Consider the following 21,662-nt stretch of genomic DNA (forward strand, 5'->3'; position numbering starts at 1 on the left):
GGGTATGTTCGCCTTTTATCCTGCTGCTAACGGTTCAGCCGGCTGAGCAGCATGGCGCGTAACTGGCGCGCTTTGATGTCATCCAGTTCACCCAGAAAGCCCCGGGCCTGCTCCGGCAGATGCCGGCCGGCCCGGTCTGCATCGCCGAATACGTAGTAGTCCAGCACTTCGCGCCAGGCGCGTTTTTCATGCTCAGGCTTATCCCTCAGGCAGAGCAGGGCGTGGTACAGCACGTTCATGCCGGATCCCGTATAGGCCGGCGCTTCGCTCCACCAGTAGTTAATCAGGATATTGAAGTCATTCAGACCTTCCACCTGATGCCACCACATGCTGGGCAGAAACAGCGCATCCCCTGGCTCCAGTTCGGCTATCTGGCCGGCTTCGACCGCTTTGGGGAAATCGGGGAACCTGTCCAGGTCCGGGTTACTGAAATCCACCATGCTGATAGCCTGGCCGCCCGGAGTGGGCTCCAGGGGGCCGGGATAGAGATTGGCAATCTGCTCGGGGGGAAACAGGCTGAAGCGTCGGTTGCCCACCACACAGCAGGCCAGATTGCTTGATGCGTCATAATGGGCGCAGGCCAGGGTCTTGTTGCCAATCCAGATGCTGACCCGGTTGGCCTCCACCGGGTAACCCGGATCGGGCCGTGGCAGGTGCAGGTCGTTTTCTTCACGCAAGGCGGGAAAGTGGGTATGGATCAGGTTGGAGGCGATATAGTAGGAGGGCGGATGCTGTTCCTGTCTGGCCGCAAGGATTAGATCCAGCACTTCATCGATCTGCGCCTTGCGGGTTTCGTAATTAAGCCGGGTAACCTCTTTATCGTAAAAATACCGGCCGTTAAGACCGGGCTCACCAAAGTAGACCTGGGACGGTTTGCCGTTGTAGTGGGATTTCAGGTAGTCCACCGCCGCCTCGCTGGACTGCCTGCCCAGATCCACCAGTTTCCAGTGCCGGACCAGCCCCTTAAGCACCAATGGCACCGGTGAATTCAGCACATTGTCGGGGATGCTGCCGGGCTGGCAATCTTCAATCACCCGGGTCCTGTTGTGGATGCTCAACATAAAACGTCTTTACCTGCCAAAACCAGCTTAACCATAGCATGCACCGGTGACTTGCCCATGGGAAAATTTACCGGCCAACTACCGTTTATTACACTGGATACTGCCCCTGTAATAGGAATAGCAAAGCCGCTGGAACCAGCGGCTTTGCCTGTCTACCTCAGATTGAACAGCAGCTCCAACCTAGAAGTTGTAGCGGGCGCCAATCTGATAGCGGGCACCCAGGTCGGTCAGATACCAGAGCATGTCTTTGTTACGGGCATGCTGGCGATCATTCTCACCGGTAATGTTCAGCCCCTCGAAGAACACCGAGAACTGATCATTGATGTCATAACTGACGTTGACGTCGAGCTGCCAGTAGGCTTCCACATAACGGGGGTTATTGGAGCCTTTCTTGTTGGTTTCGGCCAAATAGGTGTCACGCCAGTTCCAGGCCACCCGGGCCTGCCAGCCGTCTTTCTCATACAGACCAATCAGGTTGGCGGTATCGCTCAGCCCCACCAGAGCAAACTGGTTCTGGTTCGGATCGGCATTGTTATCAAAGCCCACATCGCCGCGCACTATGGTGTAGTTGGCCTGCACGCCGAAGCCGCTGTCACCGAAGAAATGCTGGATGGCCAGTTCGGCGCCGTAGAGTTTGGCTTCCTTACTGTTGTCCGGCGTATTGGTGCGGAACGTCATCTCCGGATCATTGTCATTGGCGACCAGGTCAAACCCTGCATGGTTTGCCAGGAAGTCGATCTGATCCGGCGTTCCGGTAAAGGACGGGTTGGCCCCATATTCGTCAATCATATCCGGATGGTTGCGATACTCGTTGAACACCATCATGGCATACAGGTAAGTGTCATCCAGCGGGAAGCCGGCATCCAGTACATCCTGGGCGGCCTGCTGGGCCCGGGGACCGGCCGTCACATCGCGGATATCCAGCAGGGGCTGGTCAACCTGGCGGCTGCCGAGAAAGTTGATTACGTCCTTCTGGAAGAAGCCGGCCGACATATAGCTGTAGGGGTTGTAGTACCACTCCAGGGACAGATCGAAATTTGAGGACTCCAGGGGCAACAGCCCCGGGTTGGACGCATCGGCAGTAGGTCTTGCCCCCAGCAGCGTAGAGCCGCCGCCGCCGCCGAAGTTGGAGGCGGACACGCCCAGATCACCCAGGCCGGCCCGGGCAATGGTCTTGCTGAATGAGAAACGTCCCTTGAGGTCGTCAGTAATATTCAGGCTGATATCCAGGCTCGGCAGCAGATAATCGTACTTATTCTCTGCCGAGACAGCCTCTGCAGGCACGCTGGCATCCACATAGGAGACCACATCGTTATTGTCTTCCCACTGGAAGTAAACACGGCTGTTCAGGGAGCTGGATTCCGTCTCGGTTTCCTCATAGCGCATGCCGGCCAGCACATCGAAAGGCATATTACCCACTTCGCCGTTCAGACTGATCTGGAAATAGGCGGCAAAGGTATCTTCCTCGACAATATCGTCGTAGGACAAGGCTTCTTCAGAGGCGGTAGGAATCCCCGGATACAAATCCAGGGCGGCATCATAGAGGGCGCGGGGATCGGCGATAAAGCCGTAGCCGCCTGCCAGCGTGTCGTAGTCGTCAAATTCATTGGGCAGGTCGAACGGCTGGATCAGATCGCCGAACTCCCCTGGATTGCCCACGTTCCAGTTACCCAGGGCAATATTATTACCGGCCGTCTGCATGGAGCGGGCCTCCATGGCGCGGGTTTCCAGACCAAAATCGAAGCGGCCGTCGTCGAACTGGTACTTACCGTCAAGCTTGATTTGGGTGATCTCGGTTTTCTGGCTGGCGTTTCTCAGCCTGGCAATGGACGAGCCCACATCGCCGGCGTCCACCACGCCGTTGCCGTTGGCCCCCTTGCCAGGGATGGTATCGTCATACTGGTTCAGATAGGTGGGCAAATCGCCTCCCCAGAACCACTCCCTTGAGGTGACAATAGGCGCGCCCAGGCCCACGGCCAATTCGCCGGTATTACGGGGGCCGGTGCCGCGGCTGTACATTTCAGAGTCATGGGCATCCAGCATCAGGGTCAGATCGTCGTTAACCTGATACTCCAGGTTCAGACCCAAAGACTTAAGGGTATTGGTCTGTTCACGCCATTGCTGCTCATAGCCTTCATCCACGGCACTGGCGTAAGCTTCTTTCATATAGGTAGGGGTTTTTACCTGGTTGTCATCAAACTCGACGATTTGGGTGTTGGATCCCACTTGCAACCAGTTGGTGATCTCCCCCCTATGCTCAATGATTTCGTTTTCGGCGAAGGTATAGTCCAAGGTGGTGGTGAAGTTCTCCACCGGCCGGTACTGCAGGGTCAACTGGGCATTGTCACGGGTACGCTGGGTATTGGAGAAGGCATAACGGATGTCGTTTGGCCGGGCATAAAGCTGGCCCTGCTCGGGGGCATTGCGATAGTCCGCATCGGCGTTGTTCCAGAGTCTGTCCGGGTCGGCGATATCGTCCCAGTAGTCCACCTGCCAGTCGTTGACCGTGGCCCCGGTGTAGCCCGAATCCCGCTGCTGGTGGCTGGCGGTCAGGGTGACACCGAATTTGGCGTCGTCATCGGCATAACTGAAAATACCTGACAGTTCCGGCGTCACGTCATCACCGGTGCGGTTGGTGGTGTCATGCACCGCTTTGACCCCGACGCTTCCGATGGTTTCACCCGGATTGTCCAGGGGTTTGGCAGTCTTGATATTGACTGTGGCACCGATACCGCCGGTAGTGATGCTGGCCTTGCCCGTCTTGTAGACTTCCACGGCGCGGATGCTTTCGGACGCCAGGTTGGCAAAGTCGAAGGCCCTGGCACTGCCGCCCCGGGTGGTACCGTCGGCGTCGGAGCCTGCGCCATAGGTGGTTCCGCCGGGCATGGTACGACCGTTGAGGGTGACCATATTAAAATCCGGGCCAAAACCCCGTACGGTAATTTCCGAGCCTTCGCCGTTGGTGCGGCTGATGGACACGCCGGTGATACGCTGCAGCGACTCCGCCAGGTTGGTATCCGGAAACTTGCCTATATCCTCGGCAGAGATGGCATCCACCACCCCCATGGAATGACGTTTGACCTGAGTGGACTCCTGCAGGCTGGAGCGCATGCCACTGACCTGAATGACTTCGACCCCTTCTGTCTCACCCTGCTGTACTTCCTGAGCATAAGCTGGCACGACGGCCATCCCCCCCAGCAGCAAGGAGATGCTTTTCGCCAGGGTAGATTTGCTGAATCTGTTGTGTTTGTTCATGTTGTATCCCACTTTGTCTCTATTGAGTGACCCAACGCAGATCTCTGTTGTGATTAACCTGTCTGTTCAATCTGCATCAGCGGCTCTTTGTCAAACGCTGGTCAGCCTGGCTTCTGAAAAGCGCCCGGGCACATCACTAGACCAACGTGGTGAAAACGATTGTAAGCGTCCCTGTCTTACTTGTGGCTTGCAAAAATGCATTTGCCCCTTGTGATTTTTAACAAGGCATTTACAGCTACTGGCGAAAGTTATTTACCTGCCTAAAATGACGGTCTCAGTCATCCGGCAGCTACCCGGCTTTTCCAGCCTGACTACCTCAGCAGCCGATCACTATGCCTTGCTCAGCATTCCAGTCCTTTATCAGCCACAGCACCTCGCATCAGTCAGGGGTTCCACTTAACGGAAGCCTACCTCAACCCTCGGCACTGAGCATTTGATATACAAACGTTTTCAACTCATTAACTATTATTGTCGACCTTTCTGCGTTCCACATTGCCGGTTTAAGGACCTTTAATTATCAAATAGACAAATAAAATACCTTTATTTTCAACGACAAAGAAAAACCTATCGGTATAGAACCTAATCGACATAAGGATTATTGATTGCCAGAACAAAAACTGCAAACGTTTTCAGTCGTTTTTGTGACTTTTTTGTTAATTAATTTGCCGGACCCCTGTCGTCTGTACCGGAACGCCTTACCGGTCAACCATGGAAGGTCGGCAGCCTGTTACCGTCACTATCAAAAGTTATGCAGGCATTTCATTCCGGTTTGGTTTTCAGCGCTAAAGAGTCATCTGGCAGAGGCTTTCTCACAGGACTTCCTGAATAACGTCAGCGATCAGAGGGATAAAAAGGACGCGATAGTGAACCGGCCGCTCAGCGGGTCAAGGTCGAAGGCGGATAGGTTGGGAATGTCCCCCGAATGCAGGCTGGAACAACGGTAGATCAACGCCCGGTTGAATCTGGCCGGTATCGAGGCGATACGCTCATACAGCGGCGTGGAACCATTGATATAGCCTACCGGCTGGCCATGGGTCAGAACGTCCGTCTTCAGGCTTTGCTGATAAGGCTGTTGACGATCAGGGGTAATGTATTCGTATCCTGTGCTGCGGTGCCGGTAAAAACTGGTGCCGCCATGCTTGCCGGTACACAGGTAGTGGATGATGGCCAGCTCGGCGGGGTTTGGCCGGTCAAAATGCGGCAGACGCTGCAGCAGACTCAGTTGCGCCGGCGGTGTGCTGACCATGGAGTAATAGCATTCGGCCTTGGCCAGATGACTGACCGAGGCGCCGAAACAGGAACTCAGCCCGGGCGCCAGCTCATCCAGTAAGAACCGTCCGTATGACGCCGGAGCGGGTGAGCGCAGGCCGGGATAAAGGCCCCCTGCGGGTAGTACGTTATGCTGGGTCAGGGCATAGTCCACCAATTCCCGGGGATGGGCGAAAAAGTTGTCCACTACCAACAAAGGTTGGTGTTCCAGTCCGATACTGTGCTGCCGGGCATCCATCAGTAAATTTTCCGGGCCTTGCAGTGCTGGTCGATAAAGTTCTGGTGTGAGGGCATATAATCCACCGACTTGCGGATGACCCCGCGGATACTTTCCAGTCGGCGAGCCAGTTCCTCCTCGCCAAACACGTCCACCAGCGGATGGTAGCCCCGGGGTTCGATGCCCTGCCCCAGCATGACTTCGAACCAGCTAAGATCACTGAACATTTCGTTATTGAAACGGAATACCCGGCCGTTGGAACGGAATTGCTCGATTTTCTGGGTCAGTTCTTCCGGCACTGCCATGGTGCGGCAGTAGTCCCAGAAGGGTGAATCATTCCGGTTGGTGGCGTGATAGTGCAGGATCAGGAAGTCCCGGATCCTGTCATAGTCAAAATGCATCTGGCGGTTGAATTCGTCAATATCGGCCTGGGCAAACTGACGATCGGGAAAGAAGCTGAACAATTTGGAGATGGCAGCCTGTACCAGATGCAAGCTGGTGGACTCCAGCGGCTCCATAAAGCCTCCGGCAAGGCCCACAGCCAGGCAGTTCCTGTTCCAGAACTGCCTGCGTTTTCCGGTGACAAAACGGATCAGCCGGGGCTCGGCCAGTGGCTCGCCGTCCAGGTTGTCCAGCAAAATCCCGGTGGCTTCATCCTCTGACATAAAGCGGCTGCTATAGACATGGCCGTTGCCCACCCGGTGCTGAAGCGGAATGCGCCATTGCCAGCCGGCCTTTTGTGCCGTGGCGCGGGTAAAAGGCCAGGGCTCGGTGCTGTTGGCGCTGGGCACGGCAATGGCGCGGTCACAGGGCAGCCAGTGGCTCCAGTCCTCAAAACCGGTTTTCAGGGTCTGTTCGATGAGCAAGCCGCGAAAGCCCGAGCAGTCGATAAAAAAGTCTGCTGCATGCTCGCTGCCGTCTTCCAGTACCAGTGAACGGAGAAAGCCGTTCTCATGCTGACGTACCTCTGTTACTTTGCCCTCGGTACGCACGACTCCCCAGCCCTCGGCAAGTTCACGCAGGTACTTGGCAAACAGACCCGCATCAAAATGAAAGGCATAGGCAATATTCGACAGGGGTGAGTTACCGGCGTCGACAGGGCGCATAAAGCGCTTCTCATGGCAGGCCAGGGAGGTCAGGGTATAGTCGTCCAGGGGTGCCGCCTTGCCCCGCGCGCGCATTTTCAGCCAGTAGTGATAGAACTGCACGCCTTCCATGTTCTTGCCCACGTCGCCAAAGGCATGGAAGTAGCTGCTGCCGGGTCTGTGCCAGTCAACAAACTGAATGCCCAGCTTGAAGGTGCCCTGGGTACGACGGACGAATTCATCCTCATCCACGCCAATCAACTGGTTGTAGAGCATAATCTGCGGGATGGTGGCTTCCCCGACGCCCACCGTGCCGATCTGCTCGGATTCTATTACCTGGATCTGACAGTATTGATTTTTTAACACCTTGCCCAGCGCCGCTGCGGTCATCCAGCCCGCCGAGCCGCCGCCAAGAACAATAATTTTTCGCAATTTGTGGTTCATAACAGCCTTAGTATGAAGGGTGTGCCGGGCGCCCATCCAGACAACGGGCCAGGGTCTGGGCATGGCTGGGCATGTTGGTCACCAGGGTGTCCAGGCGGCGGCGGATCTGCGCCAGTGCCGCGCCAACCTGCGCCGGTTCATTATCGAGCAGCAGGCGGCTGGGCAGTTCAGGACGCAGGCCGAGCCCGTACAGCATGGTCATCAGTTGCACCGGCCGGACGGCATCGGTTTCGGCCGTTGGCACCCTTCCCAGGCGGGCAAACAGCCTTCCTGTGTGAGTCTCAAGGGGCGTCTCGTGCAAGGTAAGATAAGTGTTCAGCTCCTCACGATACTGCTGCCAGTAACCATTAAACAATCTGGCCGTCGCCGGACACGAGGCCTGGTTGGGCAGCATATCCAGCCAGCTCACCAGCAGGGCCTGCAGCGGGCCCATTGCACCGAGCAGCGGACTGTCGAGGGTTTCAACAACCGGCCCGAGTTGCAGGCAGTTGCCGGTCCAAACCTCATCCGGTGAGCTTGTTTGGCGACTACGTAACTGCCAGTCAAGGGCGCCCAGGTTGCCGTCAAGCCAGGCCTGCACCTGATCCCGCTTCTGTACCTGTGGATCAAATTCGGTCTGCCACACGCAACCATTGGCCAGGGGGTGCCTTACCAGCCAACCCCAGGGCACCCGTTCTGCCGAGGTGCAGGGCTTGCCGGGGCCCTGTTGCGGATCCCCGGCAAAAAGCTGCAACATGACTGCGCCAGATTTCACCCCGGTCCGGGGCCGACAATCCAGACAGAAATCCACCGGCAGTGACTCACCGCCCGCCAGTTGCACTGAGGCTATGGGGCCCTGGGCTGTCTGTGCGGAAAACAGGGCATCGGCAGCGACAAAGCGGACCCCCTGGCGCTCACTGAAACGGCGCAACCAGGCACACAGGCCCTGACGGTCCAGGTGCAGGCCGAAATCGAGCATATCACGAAGATCCGTCCTGTTCGCCGGCGGCACAGCGAACTTGCCCTGCCAGGCGGCGAGTGCAGCCAGACAGTAAGGTTCCGGCCCTTGTTCTGCCTGGCCAGCCAGATAGCTGAACAGGCCCTGGGCAAATTCGGCCGCCTCCGACTTAAGACCAAGATGACCAAAGGGTACAAACCAGCGTGCGGGTCCGGCCGCCCCAGCTGCCTGATGTGTGAGCGCGTCCCGGTAATCCGTGCCGAGGTTAAAGGAGCCCCGGGCCTTGAGCAGTAGCTCCTGCCAGGACTGGCCCAACAGCCGGCACAGTCCGTGCAGTTCCGGGCCACTGGCCACACTGCCCGGTTCAGGTTCACCCGGTACTTCCACCGCTGTGCACCGGACACCCCAGGGACGCAGCTGGCTTGCAACCAGGGCGGCAGCCACCTGTAACCACAGGCCCTGGCCCAGTATGACAATCTGCATATTCATGGGCGGCTCCGGTAGCCGTACAGGCTCTGGACGGCTGGCGGCTGGCTGCCGGGGTGCTGATTGCTTTGCAAGGCTTGGCTGTGCAGCGGCATTTGATGGGTTAATGACTGCAATTGCTGCTGGTACCCGGTCAGCCACTCTGCCACCGCGTCAGGCCGCTGGTTATCCAGACGGGCGTCCAGCCGCTCAGGGTAACAACCCTGGCCCAACATGACCGCCAGCCAGCTGGCCGGCTGGAACAGGCCCTGTCGATATTCAAGCAGATGGCCGGTTTCCCGGTACATGACCAGCCGCTGCGCCAGGCTGTCAGGAATGGGCATGGTTGCGCAGTGCCGCCAGAAGAGTTCCGGACGATGATTCAGTTTGTAATGCAGAATCAGAAAATCCCTTACCCGCTGATATTCCAGCTCCATGCTGCGGTTAAAGTGATCACGCTCCACCTCGCTCACTGTGTCGCCGGGAAAACAGGCCAGCAGTTGCTGTATGGCCACCTGGATCAGGTACAGACTGGTGGACTCCAGCGGCTCCAGAAAACCCGAAGACAGACCGATGGCCACGCAGTTTTTCAGCCAGCTTTGCCGGCGTCGTCCGGTGACAAACCTTAAGGGCCGCGGCTCGTCCAGTGCCTGCTCCTGCAACCCCGCCAGCAGCAGCTCAGACGCCTGAGCATCATCCAGATACGCACTGGCGTAGACCAGGCCGTTGCCGGTGCGATGTTGCAAAGGGATGCGCCACTGCCAGCCTGCGGCGGTGGCCAGGGCATGGGTATAAACCGGAGGCGTTGGATCGGGCTGGCTTGGCACGGCCAGCGCCCGATCACAGGGCAGCCAGTGCTGCCAGTTGTCATAACCGGCCCTGAGGGTCTGCTCAATCAATACGCCAGCAAACCCCGTGCAGTCGATGAACAGGTCCCCTGCCAGTTGCCGGCCGTCTTCCAGCTGCAGGGCGCGGATATCGCCGCTGGCATGCTGATGTACCGCCGCCACCCTGGCATCCAGCCACTGCACGCCACGGGCCAGGCAATGCCGTCGCAGCAGCTGGGCGTACAGGGTGGCGTCCATATGAAAGGCATAGTTGAAAGCCGAGCAGGCCTCCCTTGGATCGGCAGACGGATAACGAAAACGATTGTTTTGCGCCATCAGCACCGCCAGGGAATAGTCTCCGAAGGCTTTCAGATCGCTCTGCTGGTGCTGACGCAGCCATAACCAGTATTGATGGAAAGGCAGGCCATTGAGGTCTTCACCGCTAAGGCCAAAAGGATGGTAGTAATCCGCCTCTGCCTCGCCCCAGCCGGAAAATCGGATGGCCAGCTTGTAGGTGGCGCCCACGGCCCGGATAAACTCGGTTTCATCCAGGCCTATCCACTGGTTGAACTGGCGGATGTGCGGGATAGTGGCTTCGCCCACCCCGACTGTGCCAATCTGAGTGGATTCAATTACCTGAATGCTGAACCGGGCTGCGGGCAGATACTTAGACAATGCGGCGGCCGTCATCCAGCCTGCCGTGCCGCCGCCCAGAATAACAATCCGCTGCCTCTCAACCAACGCTGCCGTCATTCACGCACTGTCCAAAATAAAAAAGTGCGCCCTGAACAACGTCAGGGACACACTCACCACACACTGAGTCTTCAAAGGATCAGAAATTGGCCCGCATCACCAGCGCTATCCGGCGATCCGAGACAAACCAGGAACGTCCGGCTTCCAGGCCATCGTTGTTCAGCACCATAATGGTTTCTGACTGGGAATTTGTCAGATTGGTGCCCTGCAGACCAATGGTAAAGTGCTCATTAACGTTATAAAACACAGAGCCGTCCAGTTGCCCATGGTCGTCGTACCACAAGGGAGCCTTGCTGATCACGTCCCGGGTGGTCAGCAGATACTTTGACCGCCAGTTATAGGCCAATCGGGCACTCCAGTCACCTTTTTCATACATGCCCACCAGGTTGAAGGTGCGGTCGGACTGGCCTTGCAGGGGTACATTGTCCAAATCCACCCGGATACCGGTGTCATTGTCGGGATTGCCCACCCAGCTTTCATCTTCCAGGGAGGTCTCATTGTTGGGCACGCCGCCGGCATCTATATAAGTGAAACTGGCCTGCATCCCCAACCCGTCCCAGGGTTCGGGCAACATATCGAAGAATTGCTGATAGGCCACCTCAAGTCCATCCAGTTTTCCTTTGCCGCCGTTGATAGTGGTGGTCACCAGGTGGGTCTGGGAGGTGCCGGTGGTCGGATTGGTAAAGTTCTGCGGAAACGCCCCCTGGATAAAGTAGTTATCCAGATCCTTATGGAACAGGGTGAAGCTCAGTTGGCCCACATCCGCGAAATACCATTCCAGCGCCACGTCATACTGAACCGACTCCATGGGCTTGAGGAAAGGGTTGCCGCCACTGCCGGTCCAGGCCGGAATAAAGGAGTACTGGATCAGGTTATCCTCCGGCGGCGGCGGATTGTCAGGGTCTACCTCCCCTATGGGTCTGACGGCCTCCACAGGCTCGGAACCCAGGCTTGCCCGGTACTGCACATCCCCCATATCCGGCAGCGCCACCGCCTTGGAAAGGGCAAACCGGCCAACCAGATCCTCGGTCAGTTCCACCTTGATGTTGAAGCTGGGCAGCCACATCTTGAAGGTGGTTTCGGCCTTCAGGGCCGCTTCGGCGTCATTGCCGTAGGCCTGATCCTCGGCGGGCAAGTAGTTGATCTGATCGCCGATCCAGCGGTTGGCAGGATCGCTGATCAGTTCTTCAACCGTGTCATAGGTGCCGTTGTTAATCTGTTCCGTCACATAGTTAATGACGATCTCCGGCGTAATCTGCTGGCCTGCCAGTTCCCCCGGCGCCGGAAAGTCGGCCACCAGATCAGGGAAAGTAATGAAGCCCTCGGCTTCGCGGTCGAGCACCACATAGCGCATACCGACATTACCGCTGTAGCGCAGATCGCCGTCGCCTTCGAAGTTCAGCCGCAAATAAATGGCCTTGTTGGTTTCTGTGGTGTCATTAATTTCACCCGGCGTAAAGATGCCGAACTCGGCATCCACGCCATCCCGCTGCGGATAAGGCATCCAGGTGCCACCCGCCGACATGTAGGGCTGGCGTGCCGGATTGGCGCCCATCAGTGAACGGACATAGGCTTCGGTGGCATGAATGGTCTGGTTGCCGGGAATATTGGCCACATCACCGTCATGGAAATCTGACCAGTCCACCAGCTCAAAGTCCTGCTCAGCGCCATCCAGGCCGGCCAGCCAGCCGGCAGGGGCGGCACCGGTAAACTCAGGCGCAAGGGAACCCCAGTTCCAACTGGTGTTGCGCACCGTCTGTTCCCGCTTGGCATAACGCACCCCGGCCTGAAGTGATGTCAGGATACCTTTGTCCTCCAGGTAATATTCCCCGTCAAAACGCACGGCAAAAGACTCTCCCTCTGAGCGCTCATAGTGATCCATGGCGCTGCGCAGAAAATAGGAGTTGGGGTCCTGGAAATAATTGCTGTCCCCGGCCGAGTCGCCGCTGAAACCCGGATAGCCGCTGGCAAACAAATCAGGATTTTCGTCCCGGTACCCAAACCAGGGCTCAAGCAGCCGCATGGTGGGCGTGCCTCCACGAATGTCGTATTCCTGACCGGCAAAGCTACCGGTGTGGACCACCAGATCGTCATCACTGGTTTCGGCTTTGACATACTGGAGATCGGTGCTCAGGTTAAGGCGATCGGTGGCCTTCCATTCAAGGTTCAAGGAGAAGTCTTCCACCAGGGTGTCGGTGTCTTTAACCCGGCTGTCAAACTGGGTCTTGTGACCAAACTGGCTGCGGGCATTGTCGCCCCAGGCTCTTGGTACATGATCGACGTTACCATCAGCGGCCCGCCAGCCGTCCACGCCCTGAGTAATAATGCCGGCCTCAAACAGCCCCTGATCATCAAATTCGAATTCTGTTCCTTCCAGCGGGCGGGAGGTGCGGCTGCCCAACGCCTGGTAGCTGCCCTGGTATTTGATCGCCTGCTCGTGCCAGGACAATCTGGCGTCGGAACGAATGTACTGGAAAGTGGCCAGGAAAGTTTCGTCTGCATTTTCAAACTGCAAGGCCGTGGCAAACCCCTTTCGCTCGCGTTCGTCAAATTTCTTTAACAGGTTGGAAGCGTTGGGCATCCAAACCACGCCCTGGCCATCCGCACCGGCAAAGTCTTCTGCACCGGGCAGCTCGGTGGCGTAATAAGTGGTGTAGGCGTCGGACTGGATACCGTGAGATTCTCCATACAACCTGGAATAGGCCAGATTGAACAACATGCCAAACTCGGCGCCGCTGTCCAGTTCAAAGCGGTCACTGTACAGGGCCGAAAAGGTCGGACTGCCTTTTTCGGCAATATCGCCGTAGGAATAGTCGCCGCCAAAAGCAAATACCCGCCCGTCGGAATCGAAGGGTTTGCGGGTGCGCAGGCTGACGGTACCGCCTATGCCGCCTTCAATCATATCGGCAGTCTGGTTCTTGTAGATGTCCACGCCGCCCATCAGCTCGGGGGACACATCCTGAAACGACAACCCGCGTCCTGAGTTAGCCGTAAAGGAGTCGCGGCCGTTGAATTCGCTGCGGGTCTGGGTCATACCGCGGATAATGGCGCCGCTGCCTTCCACACTGAAGTGATCGGGATCATCCGGGCCGGCAAAACGCTCAATGGACACCCCCGGCACCCGTTGAATCGCCTCCAGTACGCTGCGATCCGGCAGTACCCCGATATCTTCTGCAGAGATCCCGTCTACTACAGTGTCCGAATATCGTTTCAGGTTTTGCGCACTTTCCAGATTGGCCCTTATTCCCCTGACTTCCACCACTTCAACGCCGTCTTCGCTCTTTGTTTCTTCGGTTGGTTCGGCTTCCTGCCCGTAAGCGCTGACTGACAAGCCGACAATAGCCATGGTCAGTAATGACCGCCTGAAGACTGGCATCTGCCCCGCTTTGCAATTCGAACTGTTCCGCACCATTGGTATGCTCCACTTAGGATTCTTTATTATGTTACCCGCCTCCGGCCTGATGGCCGGGGGTTTGTTCAGACTTGCCGGATTACCGGCCAGAGCTGGGCTGTCATGGCATTTTTGCAGATAACTGACTTGCAAAGGTTTTCAAGCAGTGAAAGCGCATACATACAGCCTTCGACAGATAGTGCGCCAGGGTTGTCAGGGGATCAAACCCACTCGGAAAAAACGCAAATGGTAAAACATAATTCGCAACATATTGTTAACAAGTAAATTTCGGAGAAGATGAGGAAATATCAATAAAATACAATAGCATACTGATTTATAAGACGAATTTTCCTGATAGGGAAACTGACTAACGATCATAAGAGAGCGCCATGCAAACGTTTTCAAGCGACTACCGAAACATTTGATTAACATGGTGGTGGGCGAAGCCTGCATTCAGCTTGTACGCTGGAGATTGGCAGGCCCCTGTCAGGGAACGAACTGGCTCTGCTCCGGCCCCAGATAGCTGGGTTTGAGTCCGCCCGTATCGATAATCAGTTTCTGCAGCACCACGGCAGGGTCCACCAGATAAATACGCATTGTATGCTCACCGGGCCGGGTGACCTTCAAAGGGGTGCTGATCTGCCTGACCCCGTCCAGTACGGCCTGCTCCCAGGCGCTCTGGCTGTTATCAGCCAGAAGGTCCACTACCTGCGGCGGTTCGTCATCCAGGGCTACCGCAAAACGCAGGCCACGGCCGGGGACAAAATCCAGGGTCGGCGCGGCGATAGCCTGGAGGCTGAATTCACCGGCCGAGTGGAAGTACAGGGGATATTCCAGACAGGGCCCTTTGGTGATCTCCTTGACCTGATAATCCAGTTCAGTCATCGCCGCCATGGAAGAGCCACTGCGGCCATGGCCTGGAATTTCCTGCCAGCCGGCCTGTTCGCTGTTACCCCTGACGATGGCGCTTGCCGCATCCAGCGAGATATAGCCATCGGCCTCCACAAAGCCGCGGGGCCTGCCGGCCGGTTTAACCGCAGACACCTGGATTCTGGCACCGCCCCAACCCGTGCCCTCCACCAGAATCTCACCCTGGCTGAGACCGGCCGGTAGCTGCTGCCAGTCGATACTGACCCACAGTTTTTGCTCATCCTGAATCTGTCCTTCTGTGGCACTCAGACGGATCCAACTGGCCGAAGCCCGCGCCTTGAACTCAAACGTCAGGCTGCCCTTGTTGAATACCTCGATATAGCGTCTTGCCTGGCCGTAGGGATGGAATGTATCCAGGGCCAGGGTCTGGCCCCGGTATTCGCTGATTGGCCAGGAATGGGTCGAACCCTCTGGCGCCACGCCCATATCCGCCACCGGCATGGGCTGGGCAACGAACAACACAGGCATCAGGTTGGCCGGCGGATTGCGCCAGTAGGTGTAGCCGATATGGGGCTGGGACATCATATGGTTCCAGCGGCCATTGCCCAGCCCGTGGTACTGCTCAGTCAACTGCGCATCCCGGTTAAACCAGTAACGGGCCTTTTCCGCCCAGTCATTGGCAGTAGCCCGGCCCTGCTGCCCATGCAACAGGTTAAGGGCCACCGCCCGGTTCAGCTCAAACACCGCCTGGCTGGCTTTAAGAGGATGGGAAACCAGCTGCACGTAGGCATCCTTGTAGGCCGGTGCCAGTTGCCGCTCAAGCCGATCAGATTTGTCCACCCATTCAGCTAGCTCAGCAGACACGCGGTCAGCTTCATCATAATGAAGAATGCTGTAGGTATGGGGCTCCACCGCTTCGGGCTTACGCCTGCCGTTATGACGGGTATAGCCCTGGATCAGCTCCGCCACATCAGCGGCGTGCCTGCGGCCAAACTGCTGGGCCGCCCAGTCGGTGGCGAACTGATCGAGATTATCGGCAGTGAAATCCTCCGGATCCCAGGCCATGCGCAGAAAAAAGTCGATGGGATATTCCATCGGCTTAAGATCCCCCACGTTGACTATCCAGATGCGGTCTGCCTGGTATTGCCAGGCCAGATTCATCTGTTCCCAGATCTTGGCCATCGGCACCGTATTGATCCAGCGGTAGGAACGGGGACCGCCCACATAGTCGAAGTGATAGTAGACCCCGGCGCCTCCGGCCCGCCCCCTTTCTTCGGGGGTGGGCAGACGCCGCAGGTTGCCGAAGTTATCATCGGCCCACAACAGGGTCACATCGTCCGGCACCCGCATACCCCTCTCATAAAACCCCTGCACTTCCTTGTACAGGGCCCAGACCTGGGGAACCTCGCTGATGTCCCGGTCGGTGAAAGTCTGACGAAGAATTTCACGCTGATCGGCCACCACCTGTTCCAGCAGACCGATATTCTCCCCCTCGCTCATGGGCTCGTCTTCCTGGCCGCGCATGCCCAGGGTAAAGATACTCTCCAGATCCTTGTGTCGGGCAGCCCCCTGCTGCCAGAAACGGTAGATGCTGTCGCGGTTGGTGGAATACTCCCAGGGCCCTTCGCCGTAGCGGTTCCATTCCTTGTCTGCGCGCATCATGGGTTCATGGTGGCTGTTGCTCATCACTATGCCCATTTCATCTGCCAGGATGGGGTTGAGGGGATCATCGTCGGCAAAGGCATTGTTCCACATGGCCGGCCACAGGAAATTGGCCTTGAGACGCAGCAACAGCTCAAACACATGCACATAGAACCGGCTGTTGTAGCCGCCAAATTTCTCGGCGGCCCAGTTGCTCAGGGCCGGGTGTTCGTCGTTCAGGAAAATGCCCCGGTATTTGACCTTGGGCGCCTCGATCACCCGGGTATCCGCTTTGACGGACAAGCTGCTGCGTCTGACCACCGGCACATCGGCCCACCAGGACCAGGGGGACACGCCGATGGTTTCGGCCAGGTCATAGACGCCGTATATGGCGCCGCGTTTGTCGCTACCGGCAATGACCAGTGCCTGTTCCACGCCGGGCAGAGGTTTCTTTACCACTTGGATTAGATAGGCCTCCCAGCGCCCCGCTATGTCGCTGACATCCAGCTTGCCTTCTGCCGCCAGCCGGTCCAGGAGCCGGTTATTGCCCAGGCTGCCGATAATCAGCATCTGAGGGTGCTGTTCCGACGGGCTGATTGGCAGCTGCCGGCCGCTGACCCTGCCGATGTCCTGCTGCAGGGTCTGTACGGCTCTGAGCAGGCCTTTGTGATCGGCGCTGTCCACCCGGATCAGGGCCTGGTCGTTGTCAGCCACCAGGGCAAAATCCTCTTTGCCCGGGTCTTCGGTCAGATAACTGCCGGGCAGAGCCCATAAAACAGGGCTGATCAGCATCAGGCACAGACTCAACAGTGTTCGCATTATTCGTCCTTTTGTTCCAGTCTGGCGTGCAGGCCAAGGGTGGTGCCGACAAAGCCGCCGGCCACTTCCGTGCTCAACAACCTGGCGTCCTGACTCCCTCCCAGGGATTGCCAGATACCCTCACCAACGGCATAGAAAAATTCGATTTGCCCTGCATCGCCGGCAATCTTCATACGCAATTTGCCGTCTGTGTCCGGAACGGATCGGGCGGCAATCTGCCGCGGCTTTGCTCCACTGGCCTGCTCAAGAAACACCTGGTAAGCGGTCCCCTGTTTGCGCACGCCAAGGTAGTAGTGATAGGTCTCGTTCTGGAAGGCGGCAATACCGGCTGAAATGCCCTGCTCTGGCAGGTTTAAGGCGGTACTGGCGGTAAAGTGCATATGCTGCTGACGCCGGGCGACAAAAGCTGGCTGGGCCAGGCTGTCGAGCCCGACAGGCTTTGCCTGCATTCTCAGGTTATGTCCGTCCAGCTTGAGCCAGCTTCTGTCAAACTCCCGTAGCAGGCTCCAGTGGGAATCCAGTTGTGTGTCGTTAAAGTCATCGCGCCAGTTGAAGTTGCCTGTCAGGGGATCTGAAACGGGGACTGGGGCCAGTCCGGCCGGTTTGTCAGTGCGGTAGGGAATAAGCTGCCCTGCAGGCAGGATGTGAGGCCAGCCGTCTTTCCAGCTCACCGGTAGCAGGAAACTCTCCCGGCCGGTGTTGTAGTAGGTCTGCTGGTAGGCGCGGGTGGCCAGGAATACGGCCCACCACTGCCCGTCCGCCAATTGCACGAAGTCAGCATGACCGGCAGTGGTAATGGGAGCGGGCCGGCTGATGTCCAGGTCCCGCTGGGTCAGGATGGGGTTGCCCCCATAGGGCTCGAAAGGCTCGTCAAGGCTGCGGCTGCGGAATATCACTGCCGAGTGGTTGTAACCTGTGCCCCCTTCGGCACAGAGCAGATAGTACCAGCCCTGGTGCTTGTAAAGGTGGGGGGCCTCGATCCAGATGGGCTCGCGGCTCAGTTCGGTGCCGCCGTTGACCAGCAGTTGCTGTGAACCGGCCACCACTTGTCGGGCGGCCGCATCATATTCCCACAACCAGATGGCCCGGTGCCCTTCGTATAAGGGTTCGTCGGGGGGCGGACCGTTGTGGGTGATAAACACCCGGCCTTCCTCATCGAAGAAAATATCCGGGTCGATGCCATCAATGGGTGGCAACCAGATGGGATCAGACCAGGGCCCTGCGGGATCGGCCGCTGTGAGGATAAAATTACCGCCGCTGTCCACCGCGGTGCCGATCAGGTAGAACAGGCCATTGTGGTAGCGCAGGGTCGGCGCGAAGATACCCCGGGAAATGCCAAGGCCCGACATATCCAACTGCGACGGGCGGGTCAGGGCATGACCCACCAGTTGCCAGTTGACCAGATCCCGGCTGTGCAAAATAGGCAGGCCGGGCGTATAGGCAAAGGATGACACTGCCATGTAAAAATCCGCGCCCCGGCGGGTGATACTGGGATCGGGAAAAAAGCCGGCCGCAAGCGGATTCTGGTATTGTCCCCGGCCCAGCGGCTCGGTAAACACCGGATCACGGCCCTGATAGTCAAACCAGTGAAAGGTTGCCTGAGAAGCGGACTGTGCCGATGTAACAGCACAGTTCAGCAACAGCAACAGGCTCATCAGACTTGGCACCCAACCCGGACCGCCTGGGTTTGTCATTGCGCCGCCCCCAGTCCTTCAGCAAGGCCGGTCAGGGCGGGTTTGGCCTGGAAGTCGGCATCGAACAACAGGGGCCAGTCGGCCCGTTTCCTGAAGCCCGGGATCCAGCTGTCGGCGTCCGTCAGTCCCCACAGGGTAATACCGCCGCGCTGGGCGGGGGGCACGGTTTGCAGATACACACGGGCCACATCCTGATAGCGTTGGCGCTGCAACTGGGCCACCTCGGGGGTCAGTTGCTGGTATTGCTCAGACTGATTCACAGCGATATCCAGTTCCGAGATACGGACCTTGATGCCACGTGCCACCGCCTTACTAAAAGCCTCTTCGATGTCAGACAGGGTCGGTTCCTGGGTGTCGATATGCATCTGAAATCCCAGTCCATGGATGGGCACACCCCGGGCCAGGAAGTCATCGAACATGGCCAGTACCCTATCCAGTTTAGCCGGGCCAATCATGCCGGAGATGTCATAGTCGTTGTAATACAGCTCGGCCTTTGGATCGGCCTGGTGGGCCAGTTTGAACGCTCTTTCGATATAACCGGCACCGATATTGCGGTACCAGATCGTGTCACGGTAGTCAGAGGGGGTTTCATCGGTAAAGGCTTCGTTGACCACATCCCAGCTTTTCAGCCTGCCGACAAAATGACCTGCCACTGTGCGGATATGCCGGTCCAGGATCCGGGTAAATTCGTTGGCGGGTCCGGTCTGTTCATCCATCCATTTTGCCGTCTGGGTGTGCCAGACCAGGGCATGGCCGTGGACGATCATGTTGTGGCCCCTGGCGTAGTTCACCAGGGCGTCAGCATGGGTAAAGTCAAATTCACCGGGGCGGGGCTGCAGGTAGGCCATTTTCATGGCGTTCTCTGCAGTCAGGCTGTTAAAGTGCCGCTCCATCAGGGCCTGGCGCTGGGGGCTTTGCAGCAGGCTGTTGGGCCAGGGATCGGCGGGCACCGCCGCGCCGACGGGAAAGTCCACCAGGGAAGATAACGGCGGCACAACAGCGTTTTTCGCCTCTCCGCCAAAGCTCAGCAGACAGAGAACAGTCAAGAGGATAGCGGCTTTCATGGCGATTCCACTTCGGCAAGTGAGGAAAGTCCGGCCAGCATATAAACCAGCGGGGCGTTCCAGTTGATCGTGATCTCATTGGTGGAGTAACTGCACCAGTCATCCAGATAGGATTTGGCCGGTAACCGGCTGGGGTACGCACAACCGTCCTGCCAGCCGGGCTGGGCGCCGCCCGCCAGCCAGCCAGGGACGGGCTGGGCAATGCCGTCAGCCTCGGAGGGACGATGGTGAATATGCAGGGGGGGTTTATTGCCGAACCCGGTCAGATAGGAATAGTCAGTCGGGTTGCGTCCCAGCACATAATCCACCAGGCCTTGTGCGGCCTGTAAGTAGACCGGCTCAGGCTTGAGCTGCCAGGCCTGGTATAGCAAAACGGCCTTGTTCAGGGCGACCGCATTGCTGCCCCACACGAAGTCGGCTTCCTCCATCGCCACCTTATAGGCAGACTGCTGATGCTGGCCGACAAAGCAATCCGCTGCAGCCAGGATACGCGCCCTGACAAGTTGCAGCGTTTCCTCATCCAGGCTGTGCGAAGCACCCGCCAGAGAAAAGTAACCCAGGGCCGCCACATCACTCCAGGACGCCTCTGTGATCGGCGCGTCCCGGTCCAAAAATGCCTGCAGATATGTGGATTCCCCGGTGGCCAGGTAGAGTTCGGCCGCCGCCCAGGCAAATTCATCCTGTAACTGCTGATCCCCGTAGGCGCCGGTAGAGACATCCTCCGGCTGCTGGTACGCCTGTTGTGGATGCTGTAGCGCCCATTGCCAGGCTAGCTCAGCACTTTGCCGGTAGTCCGGCCCCAGGCCAGGCAACTGGTTGGAAAATTCATCCAGTACCCGGCTGGCCAGGGCCATGACGGCGGCGTAGTTGAGGGCGGCAGAGGTGGTTTTCTGCACCACATAACGCTCGGCAGTGGCCTGGTGTGGCATTACCGCGCCGGCGAAATTCAAGGTGGTGAGTTTGTGGTACACCCCGCCATCGCCGGGGTCCTGCATGGCCCGCATCCAGTCGAGGTTCCAGAGTACTTCATCGAGCAGGTCCGGGAGGGCATTGGTAGACTCCGGGATCTGCCACTGCCGGTTGACATAAAAGGACCGGAAGTCTGTCCAGGCCCTCAGCAGGGTATAGGTGGAGATACCCGAATTGACTACATATTTGTTGTAGTCACCGGCGTCATACCAGCCCCGGGGTGCGAAGATCAGGGTGCCGGCAGGACGGTCCGGGGAAGCGGCTGAAGCATGCACCCGCACCCGCTCATCCGGGTGGCCGGCGGGTCGCGCCCAGACGCCCGCATTCTCAGGGGCCAGTTCCAGGGACGCCCGGTTGAAATAATAGGCCTTGATGGCTCCGTCATGGGCTTTTTGATAGACCTGCCCACCTATGCTGACGGCTATGGGAGCAAGACCTTCCACCTGCAGTTGATAGTTGCCGGATTCCTGCAGGGCGGAAAAATCCGCCACGCTGACCTGCTCACCGGCCGGCGGCCACAGCATAAGTTCAGAAGACCGACCGCTGAAGCGGACTTGACCATCCTCTGACACCAGCTTGAAAGGCAGGTTGCCGGTCGCCGGTATCACGGCCAGCTTGTCGGCACCGGGCAGAAAACCCAGTTGGTTGAGCTTCACAACAGCCGTTTCTGCCTGTCCCGTCAGCGCTCCGTTTGCCACTGGGATGCCGGGCGACTCCGCATCTGAGCCACAGCCGGCCAGCAGAAAGATCAACAGTGCCGGTAAATAGTGCCTGCCAGGATTGGTCATGTTGCCGCCTTGTCAATAAAAGGTTATGGGATTAAACGGAAAATGCCTGAGAGCATCAACCATCAGTGACTTACGAAAATGCCGACCGCCGGTGTGATTTTTACCTTTTCTTT

Annotated in this window: 11 protein-coding genes; all 11 read right to left on the reverse strand. The window is 57.9% G+C overall.

Annotated features, from left to right (window positions below):
* Nucleotides 1–26: 26 nt before the first annotated feature.
* Nucleotides 27–1,061 carry a cupin-like domain-containing protein gene (locus tag J0A66_RS10445; protein ID WP_206573760.1) on the reverse strand — a complete coding sequence of 345 codons (1,035 nt, stop codon included), beginning with the start codon at nt 1,059–1,061 and terminating at the stop codon, nt 27–29.
* Nucleotides 1,062–1,241: 180 nt separating this feature from the next.
* On the reverse strand, nt 1,242–4,316 hold the full coding sequence (locus J0A66_RS10450) for a TonB-dependent receptor (RefSeq protein WP_206573761.1): 3,075 nt from the start codon (nt 4,314–4,316) through the stop codon (nt 1,242–1,244).
* An 838-nt stretch (nt 4,317–5,154) separates the two neighbouring features.
* Nucleotides 5,155–5,823, reverse strand: coding sequence for a DUF6445 family protein (locus J0A66_RS10455; protein WP_206573762.1), 669 nt, complete (start codon nt 5,821–5,823; stop codon nt 5,155–5,157).
* Nucleotides 5,823–7,319, reverse strand: a complete 1,497-nt coding sequence (locus tag J0A66_RS10460; protein ID WP_338143881.1) for a tryptophan halogenase family protein — start codon at nt 7,317–7,319, stop codon at nt 5,823–5,825. The genes J0A66_RS10455 and J0A66_RS10460 overlap by 1 nt, the downstream gene beginning before the upstream one ends.
* A gap of 19 nt (nt 7,320–7,338) precedes the next feature.
* Nucleotides 7,339–8,757 (reverse strand): tryptophan 7-halogenase, encoded by a 1,419-nt coding sequence (locus tag J0A66_RS10465; protein ID WP_206573764.1) that lies wholly within the window; start codon nt 8,755–8,757, stop codon nt 7,339–7,341.
* Complete coding sequence (locus J0A66_RS10470) at nt 8,754–10,313, reverse strand: tryptophan halogenase family protein (RefSeq protein ID WP_206573765.1); 1,560 nt, start codon at nt 10,311–10,313, stop codon at nt 8,754–8,756. The genes J0A66_RS10465 and J0A66_RS10470 overlap by 4 nt, the downstream gene beginning before the upstream one ends.
* 79 nt (nt 10,314–10,392) lie before the next feature.
* Nucleotides 10,393–13,689 (reverse strand): TonB-dependent receptor, encoded by a 3,297-nt coding sequence (locus J0A66_RS10475; RefSeq protein WP_206573766.1) that lies wholly within the window; start codon nt 13,687–13,689, stop codon nt 10,393–10,395.
* 501 nt (nt 13,690–14,190) lie between these two features.
* Nucleotides 14,191–17,034, reverse strand: coding sequence for a glycosyl hydrolase 115 family protein (locus J0A66_RS10480; protein ID WP_206573767.1), 2,844 nt, complete (start codon nt 17,032–17,034; stop codon nt 14,191–14,193).
* The gene (locus J0A66_RS10485) at nt 17,034–18,728 is read right to left on the reverse strand and encodes a glycoside hydrolase family 43 protein (protein ID WP_241264139.1); all 1,695 of its coding nucleotides are present in this window, start codon (nt 18,726–18,728) and stop codon (nt 17,034–17,036) included. Before J0A66_RS10485 ends, J0A66_RS10480 begins: the two co-directional genes overlap by 1 nt.
* Complete coding sequence (locus tag J0A66_RS10490; protein WP_206573768.1) at nt 18,725–19,792, reverse strand: endo-1,4-beta-xylanase; 1,068 nt, start codon at nt 19,790–19,792, stop codon at nt 18,725–18,727. Before J0A66_RS10490 ends, J0A66_RS10485 begins: the two co-directional genes overlap by 4 nt.
* Nucleotides 19,789–21,549 (reverse strand): glycoside hydrolase family 9 protein, encoded by a 1,761-nt coding sequence (locus tag J0A66_RS10495; protein WP_206573769.1) that lies wholly within the window; start codon nt 21,547–21,549, stop codon nt 19,789–19,791. The genes J0A66_RS10490 and J0A66_RS10495 overlap by 4 nt, the downstream gene beginning before the upstream one ends.
* Nucleotides 21,550–21,662: the final 113 nt, after the last annotated feature.

This window comes from Bowmanella dokdonensis (genome assembly GCF_017254865.1).
Classification (GTDB): domain Bacteria; phylum Pseudomonadota; class Gammaproteobacteria; order Enterobacterales; family Alteromonadaceae; genus Bowmanella; species Bowmanella dokdonensis.

Bases quoted from the DNA above. Each gene is read 5' to 3' on its own strand.
- J0A66_RS10445 (WP_206573760.1), bottom strand. From the start codon at position 1,061: ATGTTGAGCATCCACAACAGGACCCGGGTGATTGAAGATTGCCAGCCC.
- J0A66_RS10450 (WP_206573761.1), bottom strand. From the start codon at position 4,316: ATGAACAAACACAACAGATTCAGCAAATCTACCCTGGCGAAAAGCATC.
- J0A66_RS10455 (WP_206573762.1), bottom strand. From the start codon at position 5,823: ATGGATGCCCGGCAGCACAGTATCGGACTGGAACACCAACCTTTGTTG.
- J0A66_RS10465 (WP_206573764.1), bottom strand. From the start codon at position 8,757: ATGAATATGCAGATTGTCATACTGGGCCAGGGCCTGTGGTTACAGGTG.
- J0A66_RS10470 (WP_206573765.1), bottom strand. From the start codon at position 10,313: ATGACGGCAGCGTTGGTTGAGAGGCAGCGGATTGTTATTCTGGGCGGC.
- J0A66_RS10475 (WP_206573766.1), bottom strand. From the start codon at position 13,689: ATGCCAGTCTTCAGGCGGTCATTACTGACCATGGCTATTGTCGGCTTG.
- J0A66_RS10480 (WP_206573767.1), bottom strand. From the start codon at position 17,034: ATGCGAACACTGTTGAGTCTGTGCCTGATGCTGATCAGCCCTGTTTTA.
- J0A66_RS10485 (WP_241264139.1), bottom strand. From the start codon at position 18,728: ATGACAAACCCAGGCGGTCCGGGTTGGGTGCCAAGTCTGATGAGCCTG.
- J0A66_RS10490 (WP_206573768.1), bottom strand. From the start codon at position 19,792: ATGAAAGCCGCTATCCTCTTGACTGTTCTCTGTCTGCTGAGCTTTGGC.
- J0A66_RS10495 (WP_206573769.1), bottom strand. From the start codon at position 21,549: ATGACCAATCCTGGCAGGCACTATTTACCGGCACTGTTGATCTTTCTG.